Genomic DNA, 14,350 nt, shown 5'->3' with positions numbered 1-14,350 from the left:
GCGACAAGGAAATTATCCCTTCAGTTTGGAACTATTTGATCCATGCCAACACCGGATCGTGATCGCTGGAGCGAAGGCCTTCGCTAAGGTCGGAATTGACGTGTATTATCTCTACTTCCAGCCGAGGTGCCAAGCTAGGTGAAACCAGAATGTGGTCGAGGACCTGGGAGTAGCCTTGGAAAATGTAAGTATACCGTTGGTTCAAGGGTGCTTGATCAATCAGATTGGTCAGGCCTTGGTTTTCAGTCAGAATCTGAAGGGCTGGTGAAAACTCAAAGTCGTTCATGTCGCCCAAGACTAGAATGCTGGCTTCCGTATGATTCTTCTGCAGTTGATCGACATGTTTTCTGATAGCTCTGGTCTGTACGATTCTCTGTGCTTCGGAAAAGCGTAAGGCCGGGCGGAGAGAGCCGTAAGTCGAACTGTCTCCCCCTTTACTTTTCAGGTGGCAATTTATGAAGATGAATTTCTCATCCTCATAGGTCGTAAAAGCGACCAACGGTTTACGAGTTCCGCTGAATCCGGTCTCATCACTCTTGTCAAAGCCTGGGTGTTGTAAGTAGTAGCTTTGACCGAGGGTAACGTCCTCCTGATAAAGGTATGCGTTTCGGATGTTCGCTCCGGGCCAACCACCATCGGCGTTGTTCTCTGGGCTGATCTGTAGGAAGTTATACTTGGGGCCTCCCGCTTTCTCGATGAATCGAATCAGCTTCTTCAACACTTTGGAGGCATCCACGGTCTTATCGTTGGTGGGACCGGAGTTGTCTTGCACTTCCTGTAGTCCAAGCATCTTTGGCGCGTGTAGAGACTCGACAATGATTTTGGCCAAGCCTTCAAACTTTTCGTCGGGTAAATCCAGGTAAAGGTTCTCCACGTTGAAGGAAGCGAAATTGAAAGCGGTATCGGGTAGTTTCGTGTGCTTGGGCGATTGCGTTTGTTCGCCTGGTTTGGGTGCCGAGAGAGCTTTGGAGACGCCCACCTTATAATTTCCATACGAGTAAGTTACATTACCGTGGATGGTTTCAGGAATCAGATCACCGGTATTGTAATCCTGCAGGTTTTCTTGTGTCAGGATCAGTGGGATACGAGCCACGTTTGCATCATAGCCCGTGAGTTTTACACCTCCTCTTGGAGTAGAAGGTTCAATATCACTTTGCGGAACACGTACCGTGATTTCTCCGTATTTGGTTTTCGGTCCGATGACGGATGCATCCATCACTACGACTCGCATGTGCTCCACGCTTTCCCAAAGATCCATCGCATTGAGGGAGGTATCAAAATGGGAGCCGGGGTTCTTAATCGTTTGAGGAAACGCCGCGAGTAGGTAATTCAGGACTACTGGTTTTGGAAGAGTCGCTTGGGCATTGAGTCGTCTCAATTTATCGAGACGAATCTGTGTCAGCGAAAGGTTATAGCTTTCTTCGCCTCCCGGAATGTATTCCTCTACCTTCCCGGTGACTTCGAGCTCGTTCCCGACTGATACCTCGGTGTCCTTCTGGTAAATATAGATGGCTTCTGAGGTTTCAGGGCTATTGTCCGGAGACTTGGATTCGATAATAAATCCGTTGTTGTAGACCCTGGTAACGATTCCCTCTGTCGTGACAGTTTTTCCTGCGTAGGAGGAATGATGATCAGTTCCCTGGATTGTTCCGATCAATAGCGTTTTTGCCTGCGTGGTGCACAGGCTAAGCGCCAGGAGAACAAATAGGGTAAACGATTTCACTGGCTAACAAGTTGGGTATAAAAAAACCCGGCCTCGGAAGACCGGGTTCCGATAAATATGATCTAGACTACAAAGATTGGGCGGCTGCAATCACGCTTTCGGCGCTGATTCCCAACTCTTTGAGGACGATTCCGCCATCTGCCGAGAGGCCAAAGCGGTCAATCCCCACGATCTTTCCATCGAGGCCTACGTATTTGTGCCACACGTCGCTCACTCCGGCTTCAATAGCTACACGCTTTCTGCAAGCAGCCGGAAGGATGGATTCGCGATACTCGGCACTCTGGCGTTCGAAACGTTCGAAACAAGGCATGGATACTACACGTACGCCGATGCCGAGCTCTTCTGCTGCGGCCAGGGCGTGTTGTAATTCAGCTCCATTACTCATCAGGATCATGTTGAGCTCACCGATCTCCTTGCGGGCAATATAAGCACCTTTCAGAACACCCTGACGACGGACTTCGACGGGAATGTGGTTGAGGGTTGGCACGCCTTGGCGTGAGAGTGCCAGTGAAGTTGGACCGTCCTGTCTTTCGAGGGCGGCCACAAAGGCACCGGCTGTTTCTTCAGGATCTGCGGGGCGAATGACGTCCATGCCAGGGATCAGGCGAACAGCACTGACAACTTCTACGGGTTGGTGGGTCGGACCGTCTTGTCCAACAGCCACCGAGTCGTGGGTGAAGATCTGGAAATTGTGGAGCTTTGACAAGGCAGCCAATCGGAGCGAGGGGCGCATGTAGTCCGCGAATGTGGCGAAGGTGGCTCCAGAGGCGGTGAAGATACCATGATAGGCAATCCCGTTTACAATCGCTCCCATGGCATGCTCGCGGATGCCGAAGCGGATATTGCGACCGGTTGGGTTGTCGCGAGTGAAATCTCCGACGTCGTTGATGTAATTCTTGGTTGAACCGAATAGGTCAGCACTACCCGTGATGAGTAGAGGTACCTTCGGTGCAAGTGCGTTGATCACATGGCCACCTGCTACGCGTGTAGCTACAGATTTCTCAGGATCTGCTTCGGGAATGGCAGCCATCAGTGCTTCCACATCCGCAGGTGTGTCGGCTTGGGCTCCTTCCAGCTGGGCAGCCAGGTCGGAGTTCGCAGTCTTCCACGCATTATAAGTATCGAGCCAATCGTTGTATCTGGAGGCGAGCGCCTGCTTACGTTCGGCAAAGAAGGATTTAACCTTTTCGGATACAAAGAAAGTTTCTTCGGGTAGACCGAGTCCAGCGCGGGATTCTACTGAAAACTTGATTCCTCCCTCTCCGTGAGCAGCGGCGGTTCCTGCGACTTGGTCGATGCCTTTACCAATCAGAGTGCGGGCGATGATGAGCTTCGGCTTTCCGTTACGGTTGCCTTTAGCTTTGGTCATTGCTGCCTGAATGGCATCCATATCGTGGCCATCTACGGTCTCTACGTCCCAATTATAGGCTTCGTAGCGTTTGGCAGTGTCTTCGCTTTGCGTGGCATCTGCTGCCGCATCGAGCGTCACGTCGTTGGAGTCATAAATGAGGATGAGGTTATCCAATCTAAAATGACCGGCAAATGAGCTAGCTTCAGCTGCGATGCCTTCTTGGAAACAACCGTCGCCTGCCAGGCAGACGATGTGGTTATCAATGATGGTATGATCCTCAGTGTTGAATTTGGCGGCGGCCATCTTGGTTGCAACGGCCATTCCGACTGCGTTTCCAATACCTTGTCCCAATGGGCCTGTGGTGCATTCTACGCCTGGTGTTTCTCCAAACTCTGGATGCCCAGGAGTCTTGCTGTGGAGCGCACGAAAGTTTTTAACATCGTCCAGGCTTACGTCATAGCCTGAGAGGTGAAGCCAGCTGTAAAGGAACATGCTTCCATGCCCGGCAGATAGGATGAAACGGTCGCGGTTGATCCAGTTGGGATTCCGAGGATTCATGGAGAGCGAATCTCCAAAAAGAACGGCGCCTACTTCTGCTGCTCCGAGAGGGAGTCCCAAGTGGCCTGATTTGCAAGCGGTAATAGCGTCGATCGCCAGTCCGCGAGCGATAGTTGCTGCTTCTGATAATACGTCTTTGTTCATGGTCTTCTGATGCGCTTACTTGGCCCGATGGCCAATAATTCTGTTCATTCAGGGCTCCAACATGGAAAGAATCACTTGGGAAAGGGCGAGTCTATTTTGCAGGGGTTCTAATCCTTGTCAGATTACAGTAATTTGGGTAGGCACAACTGAAAAAGTGGAAACTGACCTTACAACTCTTCCTTTAGACAATCTTCCCTGGTGGGCCCCAGGTGTGTTGGTGCTTTTGTTTGGACTTCTAACTTGTCTCCATGGGTACAAAATCCTGAAGGTAGTGCTTTTCTTGTTGGGCCTGACAAGTGGTGCCTATGCCGGGCTACTTTACTCACCGTTATTGTTTCCGGAACAGCCAAACTTGGTTTGGATAACGGCCGGAGTTCTAGGTTTTGCCTTGGGGATTCTGATGAATTTCTTCTATAAGGCCGGGGTCTTCACCTTGGGTGCCTATCTGGGAGGAGTTATTTTCTTACCCTTCCTGCAGTCCATGCAGGATCTCGCGGCTATTGGCCTTCTAGTGGTCGTCATATTGGTGGGTGGATTTGCGGCCTTGAAGCTGGAGTCATGGATGATGAAAATTGCTACCTCAGTGGTTGGCGCCTGGCATGCGGTTCAAAGTCTTTTCTTTTTGTTGAAAATACCGCCTCCTTTCCTTTTTCCCTGGGAAATGCTCTTGGACAAATATGGCGGCGGCTCAATCCATGATGTGCTCCATCGTCCCTGGTATTTTTGGATGGGCGTAATTGGCCTCTCGATCGGCGGTTTTTACATGCAGATCAAGGGAAAGAAGAAGGACTAGGACAATTAGCGTAGGTGTTCGCTGACTATAGAGCAGCCGTCTCTTAAACCCTTCGAATTCCATCGCTTGCTGCGTTGCCGTAAATAAAGGGCACTCAGATTCACCTATGCATTGGGTATAAGGGGACGGTGTTGCCAGCCGGCGAGGATGGTATCAAGCGTTGCTCTGATCATGCTTTCCTGACTGTTTTCATGAAATACATCAGGGGAAATGCACCCTTCAATGAGAAGCATGGAAAGTCCATGAATCGTTGACCATGCGGCCAAGGCAAGGGGTAGGGGATGTCCCGATCGTGCCAGGCCTTCCTGCTGGCAGTACTCAACCATATCGATTAAGTAGCTGAATGACTCGTCGGCTGCATCTTGCAGGTCAGGATAGTCCGATAAACCTTCAGAGGATCGGAACCTAAACATCATCCGCATGGAGTGCGGATTCTCCAATGCGAAATCAATGTAGGTTCTACATGATAGGTAGAAAAGCTTAGCCGCTTGATCCGAGAATTGCTCTTCCGCTGTTTCCAGACGCTCAGACAGTCGGATAAAGCCTTGTTCTGCGATGGCTGCTAATAGGGCTTCTTTGTCTTTAAAATGACGATAAGGTGCGGCTTCGCTAACACCGGCCGACTTGGCTACTTTGCGCAGAGAGAGGCCTTGAATGCTTTCTTGAGCGAGGATCTGTAAGCCACTCTGTATGAGAGCGTTTCTTAAATCTCCATGATGAAATTTTGCGCGCATGTTTATCGAATGGATTCAAAACTCAAACTGGCTCCAATTGTTTTTGAGTCAGGTCGTTTCAATGCATTGCCCTTCTGGACAATCTTAGGGAACGAGCGACACGAAGGATTGTCGAGATATAAAATTAACACTGTTAACAATATGTTTATGTTAACAGTGTTAATATTAGGCCACGAGATTAACTTATCAACAGAAAAGTGTCGTATTTTGGGCCTTTCTTCGAAGGATAAGCCGATGCAATTAATAGATTCCAAGTCGGTGGTAGGTATTGCCTACACTTTAAAAGGAGATGTAGGAGAAGTACTCGATAAGAGCACGGAGGAAGATCCGTTTGTTTTCTTGATGGGTGTGGAGGCGATTGTGAAAGGCCTGGAGCGCACCTTGACTGGGAAATCAGAAGGAGATGAGTTCACCGTAACGCTGCAACCTGAACATGCTTATGGTGAAAGAAGTCCTGAATTGATTGGCGAAGTGGCTCGTAGTCAGTTTCCACAAGACATGGAGCTAAGGCCCGGTTTGCGATTCCAGGGAGAAGTAGCGGGCGGTATTCGTATGTTTACCGTCAATGGGGTTGAGGGCGACAAGGTAACGATTGATGCCAATCACGAGCTAGCAGGGAAGGTCCTGAACTTTGAGGTAAGAGTCGTTTCCGTGCGACCTGCCACGCCAGAGGAGATCAGTCACAAGCATGTGCATCATGGGGACGGATGCGGTCATGATCACGGTCATCACCACGATTAATTACGCGCAGCTCTAGAACCAGGCCAGGCGGGCCATCACTATGATCATGGCTGCCCCGTGAAGAATGAAGGCTGCTAGGATGACCCAGCGAAAAGCGTGTTTTCTCTTTTTATGGTTAAACATGTGCATTCCAATGAGCGCTCCTCCGAATCCTCCCAGAATAGTGAGGGTATGGAACCAGCGCTCTGGAATTCGTTTCCATCCTGCTTTGGCTAAGAACTTATCGATACCATAGAGTAGGAATGTAAGTATGCCTACATACAGGTAAACTTTCCAGAGTAGGCGCCACATCTCTATTCAGCGTCCAAGAATCCTTGAACCAGGGAATCCCATTCTTCTTCTAGAGTGCCTTGGAAAACCGGTTGTCGTGCTCGGTTATACCAGTAAGACGCGTTACCCAAGTCGCCCTCTTTGCGATGGAGGTAGGCGTGAACCCAATCGCCATCCACTGAACCAGCGCTTTGGCAAACGTCATGCGCTTGATGCCAGTCTCCTTTTGCATCCCACCAGAGTGCTTGGAGCGGGAGTGACAGAGATGAATCGGGTGTGCTGTTGGATGCTACAGATTCGGTGAGTTCGGAAAGTGCCATTTGCTTTGAGGAATAGAATAAAGTGAATGAATAAAAGTAAGGCAACCATGACTCGCGAGACTTATTTCTATCGCTGCATATAGTTTAGTTCGAGCAGGAAACTTTATCGTTTACCTATGAACGGTCCTGCCGAGACTGTGTTCTATGAGTCGCCACTCCATTGAATACCAAAGCCCAGAAGGAGCCATAGACTATTTGGAGGTGGATGCCAGTGGCATCGTGAGGATTCATGGATGGTATCATGACTTTATTGAGAATAGATCGTCCACACCTACTATAAGGTTAGGTGGAGTGGGGGAGCTGAAATCGATCAATCATTTCCGCGTGAGCAGAGCTGATGTAAATGCGGCATTGGAATCGGAAGTCCCGTTTCATGGTGTAGTATTTGAATTCCTCATTCCAGATGAGGCTCCGAAAAAGCGAACCTGGGATGTGTATTGGGATTCTGAATGCGTATCCTCAGTCGAGGAAGATCTAGCCATCCAATCGCCCTCCTATCCATACCTTATCAATGATGAGCGTGTCTTTCATCGAGACTGGATCTACTGCTCGGGATTGCCGGTCGATTATTTAAATGAAGAGGTTCTTTCGCTGGCTAAAACATTGCCGGGACCCGTGCTTGATTTCGGATGTGGCACTGGGGTGGTTGCAGCTGCCTTGCAGCAGAATGGCACAGAGGCCAGGGGGCTCGAGATTGACCGTATCGAGATACGCCAAGCCTTGCCCAAAGAAAGAGAGACGTTCGTTGATCTGTATGACGGATCATTGCCGTTGCCATACGAGGATAATTCCTTCGAGTCAGTGATCCTTTCAGAAGTGCTCGAGCATCTTGAGGAACCTGAGCCTGTTATGGGAGAGTTGGCTCGCGTATGCAAAAAGCAGATACTTGTGACCGTTCCGGATTTAAGCGGGATTCCGCTGAATCATAAAAATGGAGTGGTCCCCTGGCATTTGCTCGAAAGTACTCATGTCAACTTCTTCAATCCAGCCAGTTTGGAGGCCTTTCTTTCCAAATGGTTTTCAAATATTGAGCTCTACCGTATAAGCCGGAACGAAACCAATGCTACCCAATGGTGGGGTGGGTTGATGGCGTTGGCTCGGAAGTGACTAAAGCTCGTCGAAAACAACCAGGCAGATCGGGGACAAGGTCGGGCTCCCGGTGGTCGTCAGCCCATGAACGCTTCTCAATTGAAGGAGCGGATCATGCAATCCGATGCGGATGGGGATGGAAAAATTTCTGAGTCGGAGGCTCCCCAGCAAATGGTGAATCAATTCGCCCGGGTGGATCAGAATAGTGACGGGTTTTTAGATGAAGCAGAAATCGATGACTTTACTTCCCGGGCACGGCCCGGAAGGCAACGCGGTCCTAGACAAGGTCAGGCTGGCCGAGCTAATCCGGCCGACCAGCTGAGGAACATGGATAGCAACGGAGATGGTCAAATCACCAAAGACGAAATGCCGGCCCAGATGCAGCAGCGATTTGATCGGATGGATCAAAATGGCGATGGCGTGGTCGACGAAGAGGAAATCGAAGCGATGGCGAGTCGGTTTCGAGGAGGTCCGGGTAACGGCCAGCAGCGCCGTGCACAACCACCTGGTGGTCGCGATCGTATTTAAGCCTTTTTAGCCGGCGTCGAGTGACGCAGCCTTCTACTCATGCCTCTGCCAGCTTCCCGAAACGGTGAGCAATGGCTAGTGCCGGATCGAGAGGTACTTCAACCGGAGAAACATCAACTGGGTTATCAATTTTCGGAGTCGGTCTGACTGATTTACCCTCGTACTGCGGAAGCCATTGCCGTTGAGCTTCCAGCATTTCGCTCACCATTTCTCGGATTTCCCTGAGTGTGAGGACCGACGCAGTGAGTGGGTCTATTGCGATGGCTTGGACCAGGGCTTCCGGGTCACCTTCCAGGCCAGCTTTCACAGCGAGTCCTTGCACGTTGACGTTGGTCATGTTCAACGCCGCGCACTGAGGCGGCAAGTCACCGACCGTGGTGGGGTGGAGTCCCAATCGGTCGACGTAAGTGGGTACTTCTGCGCAGCATCCGTCAGGCAGGTTGGTTATATACCCGTCGTTCCGCAGATTTGCACTGAAGCGGAAAGGCACGCCTGTCTCGTGTGCTTCCAGGATGTGTGACGCATACTCGGCGCTCCGGGGTTGCAATTCGGTCGACTCGATCGATAGCGGATCCATCACGGAAAACTTCTCTGCCAGATCCGCACAGTATTTGTAGTAAGCGCCGGTTTCCCCACCGAACGATGGTTCGTCGCAGTAGGTATCGAGCGCTTCCTGGTTCTTCCGGAAGTAGGGTAAGTACTCGGAGAGATGCCCAGTGCTTTCGGTCATGAAATACCCGAAATGGCGCATGACTTCACCACGTACTTTTTCATGAACGTAGTACTCCGGTTTCTCAAAGTTCGCTTTTAGAATAGGATACAGGTCTTCGCCTTTGTGCTCGAGCTTGGTGAACCAGCCCATGTGGTTGATGCCTGCGGAAATAAAATCGATCTCATCTTTGGGCCGATCGGTGTAAGAAGCGATCAGGTCCATGGTGGTTTGAACGCCATGACAGAGGCCGACAAAGCGGAGTCCTTCAACGGTACCCAGTGCCCAGCAGCACATGGCCATCGGGTTGGCATAGTTGAGGAGCAAAGCATTCGGGCAAAGCTCGCGCATGTCCTCGGCGATCTCCATCAATGCCCAAATGTGTCGTGACGCTCTGAATACACCCCCTGGTCCAAGCGTATCTCCGATACATTGGTCGACGCCGTATTTCAACGGGACTTCGTAGTCCACCTTGAAGGCATCTACGCCGCCCACCTGAATCATCACCACCACATAATCGGCATCGCGCAGAGTTTCTCGCCGGTCAGTGGTTTTAGTAACCGTGGCATTGATGTTGTTGTCGTCGATCATGCGTTGGACAAAAGAGTGCATTTTGTCCAAACGGGTATTGGTCAACGCCATGAGAGAGTATTCACTTCCCTCAAGTGCTGGCGTAGCCAGAAAGTCATTCATGAGAGTTTTGCAGAAGACGAGGCTGCCTGCACCGATGATTGCTACTTTTGCCATGGGGTATTCCTTTCTTAGGGTGGAGTTAGAACCTATTAGATAATGCGTTCATTCCCACCATCGACGGTGAATTGAGCGCCTGTTGTTTTAAGAAAAGTATCTCCAGCCAAGGTTGTGACTGCATCGGCCACCTCGACTGATTTTACCGGGGTCTTCATCACATTACGCGACATGTACTCATCGACAGTGAGACCGTATTTTTCTGCACGTGCTTCTAGTACGCCTCCTGCCCAGATAGCTGTGTCGAAGACGCAATCGGGATGCACGATGTTTACTCGCACATTGTATTCACCCAATTCCAGTGCGGCTACCCGCATGAGCTGGTTCAAGCCAGCCTTGCTTACTGAATAAGCCGAAGCTCCGGGGCCTGGGGCAGGAATGTTCTTGGTGCCTATAAAAATAAATGACGGATCGATACCCAGTTTTTGAAACGGGATGCTGTATTGCATCAGGTTTTTGTGCTGTGTGAGGTTCAAGGCCAAGCTCATGTCCCATGGCTTGTCGTCAATCTGGTCGATGTATTGGCCTTGTGGAAAGATCCCGGCATTGCTCACCACGATGTCCAGTCCGCCGAAGGTTGAAACGGCCGTCTCAACGGAATTTTTAAGTGCGTCCCGATCGGTCACATCACACACCTGACCGATGAAGGTCTCGGTATTGAACATATTGACGATCTCTGGATTGAGATCGATAGCGACAACTGCTGCGCCTGCCGCTTGAAGTTTTTCGGCACAGGCTTTTCCAATGCCGCTGGCAGCTCCAGTGACCAAGGCGACTTTTCCTTGAAGAGGAGGTGCTGTTTTCTTGGTCTTCAATTTTGCCTGCTCGAGTTCCCAATACTCTACATCGAATACGTCTTTGGCTGAGAGAGCTTTCCAACCTCCGAGTGCTTCACCGTGTTGTACGACTTTTGCAGTGTGCTCAGCGATATCACTGATTTTTCCAGCTTCGCTGTAGGTCGCCCCAAAAGAAACGGTGCCTTGTCCTGGCCAGATCGCCCAACGAGGCGCTTTGTCCAGTCGGGTCATTCCGTCTTCTTTATTTTCGTCGAAGTAGCGTTGGTAGGCCTCACCGTAGTTTGCCACGGCTTCCTCAACGTCGCCTCCGACTACTAAGGGAATTCGTTTGGTTAAAATGGAATGGTCGGGCGTAACAGGCCCGCGAGTTCCGATGTCGGCGATGTTTTCCAGTTCTGAGTAGCCGACTTGTTCTTCTCTCGAATCCCATTTGGCTAAGACGGGAACACCACGGGCAGCAGATACTGCTTTGCGCAGTTCGGCCAGTTTCATCAAATCAGGATCGTTGGATCCTTTGGGTTGGGCGAGTGAGGTTGCATTGTTGGCTTCCAGATAGGCTTCTGCCTTTGAAACCAAATCAATCGTATTCTCGTAGGATGTTTTAGCGTCGTCATCAAAGGTGAACAATCCGTGGTTGAGCAACACCATGCCGTCGTAGTCATTCCAATCGATGTCCTTGGTTATTTCATAGACCTTTTTGGCCAGCACGAATCCAGGCATCACGTAGGGCACTATTATTATGCGTTCTCCAAACACTTCGCGGATTTTGTCTTCCCCGCCTTCCGTATTGGTAAGAGCGATGATCGCATCCGCATGCGTGTGGTCTACAAACCGATGAGGTATGACGGCGTGCAGGATCGCTTCAACCGACGCGTTGGGTGCCGCTGGGTTGAGCATGGCTACCCGTTGTTGAGCTACCATGTCGGTATCGGAAAGGGTGTCGAGTTCGGCCAGTTTCAGCAGCACTTTCATTCGCAACGGGGCGAATCCGGCTTCCTCAATCACTGCCAGGTCCCAGCCACTTCCTTTGCAAAATAGCACGTCCTCTTCCTCTCCGAAGAAGTCCTTTTCCTTCAGTTTGACCGAGGTGTTTCCACCTCCGTGCAAAACCAAATCGGGGTCTTTCCCGAGGAGACGGGAGGTGTAGGCTCTTAAGCCTTTGGGATCATTTGTGAAAGCCTCAGCTTCCGCGTCGTTCCATAAACTATTCATAGTGTACTGTACTGGGGGAAAAGTGGCTTCCGAGCCAAACGGGCGCCATGCTGGCTGTCAACGAAGACGGCACCAGAATGGAGAAAAATTTGAAGAGAGTTAAGCCCCCAAGGAGGCGTATTCTGTCAGCAGATTTTCTTTCAAGGGTGGGCGAATGATTCCGCGCTCGGTAATCAGGCCGGCGACCAGCTCGTTGGGTGTCACATCAAAGGCTGGGCTGCGCACCTGTATACCCTCGGGAGCGGTTCTGCGTGCACCGAAATTAGTGACTTCTTCGGGATCCCTTTCTTCAATCGGGATTCCGCCACCTTCCGGCATGTCGAAATCAATGGTTGAGTAGGGAAGGGCCACATAGAAGGGAATGCCGAAATGTTTGGCCAGAATGGCTACACCTAGAGTCCCAATCTTATTCGCAACATCGCCATTAGCCGCCGTCCGGTCGGTGCCAGTGATGACGATATCGATAAGCCCCTGAGACATGATATGGGCCGCCATATTGTCTGTAATGAGCGTGACATCGATTCCCGCTTGTTGAAGTTCCCAGCTCGTTAGACGGGCTCCTTGTAGAAGGGGGCGCGTTTCGTCGGCATAGACGCGGAATGGGACCTCGTTTCTGTGAGCGACATACATGGGGGATGTGGCAGTCCCATATTCTGAGGTGGCGAGCGAACCTGCGTTGCAATGGGTTAGTATTCCACAGCCAGGCGTAATCAGCTCCGCTCCATGAACGCCAATCATGCGACAGAGTTCGCGATCTTCTTCATGGATGTTGGTTGCCTCGCCGAGCATGAGGTCCCAGAGCTCCCGGCTATTGGCTGCGGTTTGTTGTTTTGCAAATTCAACCATGCGTTTGAGGCCCCATTTCAAGTTTACCGCTGTGGGTCGCGCTTCACCTAGCCAGGCGGCCTGGCTTTCTACGCGTGCCATAAAGTCCTCCACTGGGAGGTTCCGGTCTGCCTTTGTCCCGACCAATAATCCGTAGGCTCCGGCTACCCCAATAGCAGGTGCGCCTCGCACCTTGAGTGCTTTGATGGATTCTGAGACTTGCTCGATGGTCTCTTGCTTTTCGCCGATGACCGTGAGTGGCAGTAGCGTTTGGTCGAGGAGATAAAGCTCTTCGTTTTCCCACCAAATGGTTTCTGGCAAATTAAGGCTGTTTTTTCGGATGGCGCTGTCTGACATAATAAATGCTGAAAGGTTAGATGGACGTTAAAGAGGTGATATGGTTTTGGCGAGCTCCACGACTTCCTCGATAGAATTAAATTGATCCCTTTGTGTAGCAAGTGTTTTGCCTAATCGAAGGGTCATTCGTTCGATGCGTGCACGCTCCTCTAGATCTTCAATATCTGCGATGTCGGCGACTTTGGCTAGACCAAATATACGACGCAGCATCTTGCAGGCGGCAAACCCCAGAGTATCACTCAAGACCTGTTGTAGGAATCGAGCGCGTTGTTGGTCTGCATGCGTTGAGCCATTCGGGTAATCGAAATAAAGAGGGTCGTTCTTCTGCTGTTGATCCTTCCATAAGGCGTCGAACTTTTCCGCGAATTGATTCCAGGTATCGGCGATAGTATCGAGAATCCAAGTACGGTAGTCTCGAGGCTTATTCCCCGGAAGCTGTTGTCGATGTTGGTGAGAGAAATAGGACATGAAAAGGTTTCCGATGAAGGCACCAAGATCGAATCCCATGGGGCCATAAAATGAAAACTCTGGATCGATGACATAGGTCTCATTTTCATTGGCCATAATACTGCCGATGTGAAGGTCTCCATGCAGCATGGCTTCCGCGTTGTTCATGAACTTGTACTTCATTTCAGCAAGGGCTACCTTGAGCTCCCCATCATGCTGGATGAAGTGGATATCCTCTTCCGTCAAAGCCTCGTTATAATCGTTTGTCTTGTGCCTCTCGAAGGCGTATGTGAAGACAAATTCTTCCGTGAGTTTACAGAGATCCTTGTTTATAAAATTGGCGACCGCTTCTTTTTTATCGGCCGAACTTAGATACCAGTCGGATGTGTGGAACAAGGTTTGAGCGAGGAAAGTAGACATGTGATCTGCCAGATAGGGAAAGGTTCTACCTTCAATGATCTGGCCGCGCAGAATTTGATGCGCTTTAAGATTCTGCATGATCACCACAGACATCTCGACACTGGAGTAATAGATGGTTGGAACCAGCTGTGGACAAAGTTCTTTTTGTTTTACGAGAGCCTGGATTTCAAAGCGCATCCGCTCGCGACATAGCGGGTAGGATTCTCCAACGACGCGCAGGTAAGGCACTGCTTGTTTTAGAGCCACGGTTTCGTCGGGCTTCTCTCGATTTGAGATGAGGAAAACGTAATTTAAATTTCCATCTCCCACCTCTTCAATTTCCAGCGAATCGAAATTGGAAAAGACCGACAGCATGCTTTCCAATGATTGCAGGTATTCTGGAATCGAATCTGCGGTCAGAATTTCATAAGCCATAAAGTAGTGGGAGTATCAAACGATTGAGTTATTTCAGTCAGGCTAAGGACTCCTGAGCTTTGCTGTCAACGGACTGGCCAACATTGAACGACGCGATTTTGAGGCTTGATGGTTCTTAGAAGCACTATCAGCGTATCGGCAAAATTGTGGGATCCCTCAACCCTCCCGTGA

At 50.4% G+C, this 14,350-nt stretch carries 13 protein-coding genes; 4 read left to right on the top strand and 9 right to left on the bottom strand.

The features are described from left to right. Positions 1 to 31 precede the first annotated feature (31 nt). Both GA003_17395 and tkt read right to left on the bottom strand, forming a co-directional pair. Positions 32 to 1,723 carry an endonuclease/exonuclease/phosphatase family protein gene (locus GA003_17395; protein QXD27766.1) on the bottom strand — a complete coding sequence of 564 codons (1,692 nt, stop codon included), beginning with the start codon at positions 1,721 to 1,723 and terminating at the stop codon, positions 32 to 34. Between the two features lie 67 nt (positions 1,724 to 1,790). Further along, on the bottom strand, positions 1,791 to 3,776 hold the full coding sequence (gene tkt, locus GA003_17390) for a transketolase (GenBank protein ID QXD27765.1): 1,986 nt from the start codon (positions 3,774 to 3,776) through the stop codon (positions 1,791 to 1,793). 154 nt (positions 3,777 to 3,930) lie between these two features. Between tkt and GA003_17385 the strand changes: the two genes are divergently transcribed. Further along, entirely contained in the window at positions 3,931 to 4,569 is a 639-nt protein-coding gene (locus GA003_17385; protein QXD27764.1) for a TMEM198/TM7SF3 family protein, read from the top strand. Positions 4,570 to 4,673: 104 nt separating this feature from the next. On the opposite strand, the gene GA003_17380 is transcribed toward GA003_17385, so the two are convergent. Then, positions 4,674 to 5,303: a TetR/AcrR family transcriptional regulator gene (locus tag GA003_17380; GenBank protein ID QXD27763.1), complete on the bottom strand. Its 630-nt coding sequence runs from the start codon at positions 5,301 to 5,303 to the stop codon at positions 4,674 to 4,676. A gap of 234 nt (positions 5,304 to 5,537) precedes the next feature. Between GA003_17380 and GA003_17375 the strand changes: the two genes are divergently transcribed. Beyond that, a complete protein-coding gene (locus tag GA003_17375) occupies positions 5,538 to 6,044 on the top strand; it encodes a peptidylprolyl isomerase (protein QXD27762.1) in 507 nt (168 codons plus the stop codon). A 12-nt stretch (positions 6,045 to 6,056) separates the two neighbouring features. Here GA003_17375 and GA003_17370 read toward each other — a convergent pair whose 3' ends face one another. Beyond that, positions 6,057 to 6,335, bottom strand: a complete 279-nt coding sequence (locus GA003_17370; GenBank protein ID QXD27761.1) for a DUF1294 domain-containing protein — start codon at positions 6,333 to 6,335, stop codon at positions 6,057 to 6,059. A 2-nt stretch (positions 6,336 to 6,337) separates the two neighbouring features. Then, entirely contained in the window at positions 6,338 to 6,634 is a 297-nt protein-coding gene (locus GA003_17365) for a hypothetical protein (protein QXD27760.1), read from the bottom strand. 144 nt (positions 6,635 to 6,778) lie between these two features. Here GA003_17365 and GA003_17360 point away from each other — a divergent pair, with 144 nt between their 5' ends. Together GA003_17360 and GA003_17355 are read left to right on the top strand one after the other, a co-directional pair. Further along, a complete protein-coding gene (locus tag GA003_17360) occupies positions 6,779 to 7,741 on the top strand; it encodes a class I SAM-dependent methyltransferase (protein QXD27759.1) in 963 nt (320 codons plus the stop codon). A gap of 66 nt (positions 7,742 to 7,807) precedes the next feature. Beyond that, positions 7,808 to 8,251 (top strand): hypothetical protein, encoded by a 444-nt coding sequence (locus GA003_17355; protein QXD27758.1) that lies wholly within the window; start codon positions 7,808 to 7,810, stop codon positions 8,249 to 8,251. A 37-nt stretch (positions 8,252 to 8,288) separates the two neighbouring features. Here the strand turns inward: GA003_17355 and melA are convergent, their stop codons facing one another. From melA to mtnK, 4 genes are all read right to left on the bottom strand, one after another. Further along, a complete protein-coding gene (gene melA / locus GA003_17350) occupies positions 8,289 to 9,707 on the bottom strand; it encodes an alpha-galactosidase (GenBank protein ID QXD27757.1) in 1,419 nt (472 codons plus the stop codon). Between the two features lie 35 nt (positions 9,708 to 9,742). Then, the gene (locus GA003_17345) at positions 9,743 to 11,716 is read right to left on the bottom strand and encodes a bifunctional aldolase/short-chain dehydrogenase (GenBank protein ID QXD27756.1); all 1,974 of its coding nucleotides are present in this window, start codon (positions 11,714 to 11,716) and stop codon (positions 9,743 to 9,745) included. 99 nt (positions 11,717 to 11,815) lie between these two features. After that, positions 11,816 to 12,898 carry an S-methyl-5-thioribose-1-phosphate isomerase gene (mtnA, locus tag GA003_17340; protein QXD27755.1) on the bottom strand — a complete coding sequence of 361 codons (1,083 nt, stop codon included), beginning with the start codon at positions 12,896 to 12,898 and terminating at the stop codon, positions 11,816 to 11,818. A gap of 27 nt (positions 12,899 to 12,925) precedes the next feature. Then, positions 12,926 to 14,179, bottom strand: a complete 1,254-nt coding sequence (mtnK, locus tag GA003_17335) for an S-methyl-5-thioribose kinase (GenBank protein QXD27754.1) — start codon at positions 14,177 to 14,179, stop codon at positions 12,926 to 12,928. Between the last annotated feature and the right edge of the window lie 171 nt (positions 14,180 to 14,350).

This window comes from Opitutia bacterium ISCC 52 (assembly GCA_014529675.2).
Lineage (GTDB): Bacteria > Verrucomicrobiota > Verrucomicrobiia > Opitutales > UBA2995 > UBA2995.
Note: the sequence above shows the minus strand (reverse complement) of the source record. Positions and strands in the feature narration are given on the sequence as shown.

What these genes read in the sequence shown, in the direction of transcription:
- tkt (QXD27765.1), bottom strand. Translation starts at nt 3,776, where the DNA reads ATGAACAAAGACGTATTATCAGAAGCAGCAACTATCGCTCGCGGACTG.
- mtnK (QXD27754.1), bottom strand. Translation starts at nt 14,179, where the DNA reads ATGGCTTATGAAATTCTGACCGCAGATTCGATTCCAGAATACCTGCAA.
- GA003_17370 (QXD27761.1), bottom strand. Translation starts at nt 6,335, where the DNA reads ATGTGGCGCCTACTCTGGAAAGTTTACCTGTATGTAGGCATACTTACA.
- GA003_17380 (QXD27763.1), bottom strand. Translation starts at nt 5,303, where the DNA reads ATGCGCGCAAAATTTCATCATGGAGATTTAAGAAACGCTCTCATACAG.
- GA003_17355 (QXD27758.1), top strand. Translation starts at nt 7,808, where the DNA reads ATGAACGCTTCTCAATTGAAGGAGCGGATCATGCAATCCGATGCGGAT.
- melA (QXD27757.1), bottom strand. Translation starts at nt 9,707, where the DNA reads ATGGCAAAAGTAGCAATCATCGGTGCAGGCAGCCTCGTCTTCTGCAAA.
- mtnA (QXD27755.1), bottom strand. Translation starts at nt 12,898, where the DNA reads ATGTCAGACAGCGCCATCCGAAAAAACAGCCTTAATTTGCCAGAAACC.
- GA003_17375 (QXD27762.1), top strand. Translation starts at nt 5,538, where the DNA reads ATGCAATTAATAGATTCCAAGTCGGTGGTAGGTATTGCCTACACTTTA.
- GA003_17365 (QXD27760.1), bottom strand. Translation starts at nt 6,634, where the DNA reads ATGGCACTTTCCGAACTCACCGAATCTGTAGCATCCAACAGCACACCC.
- GA003_17360 (QXD27759.1), top strand. Translation starts at nt 6,779, where the DNA reads ATGAGTCGCCACTCCATTGAATACCAAAGCCCAGAAGGAGCCATAGAC.
- GA003_17345 (QXD27756.1), bottom strand. Translation starts at nt 11,716, where the DNA reads ATGAATAGTTTATGGAACGACGCGGAAGCTGAGGCTTTCACAAATGAT.